Genomic DNA, 507 nt, shown 5'->3' with positions numbered 1-507 from the left:
CAACTCGTCCTCTGTCTGGGTGCCAACATGGAAAACCGATGATACCTTGACGAAGGATGCTACCGGCTGGCGCTACACTCAATCTGACGGGGTAGTCGAGGCCTATGATGAAACCGGACGACTGACCGGCATCGAGAAGCCCAACGGCAATCACATCACCCTGAGCTATCTGAACGGAGAGCTATCCTCGATCACTGACGGCTTTGGCCGCACCATCCAGTTCCAGTATCAAGATGGCCGCATGGTCAGTGTCACCGATCCTGCTGGTGGCAGTATTCAGTACCAGTACAACAGCGCTGGCAAGCTGGCGGAAGTGATCTACCAGGACAATACGAGCCGCAGCTATCTCTACGATGACCCGAATGCACCGGGTTTGCTCTCTGGGCTGGTGGACGAGAACGGCAACCGTTTCGCCACATGGGGATATGATACTCAGGGGAGAGCGGTTCTAAGCGAACACGCCGGGGGCGCAGAGAAAACTCAGGTAAGCTACAACGCTGACGGAAG

Annotated in this window: 1 pseudogene; it reads left to right on the top strand. The window is 56.0% G+C overall.

The features are described 5' to 3' along the window. Nucleotides 1-46 precede the first annotated feature (46 nt). Nucleotides 47-507 (top strand): annotated as a pseudogene (locus tag R8N49_RS30755) (type IV secretion protein Rhs); the annotation flags it as partial.

This window comes from Vibrio sp. 1978 (assembly GCF_033344345.1).
Note: the sequence above shows the minus strand (reverse complement) of the source record. Positions and strands in the feature narration are given on the sequence as shown.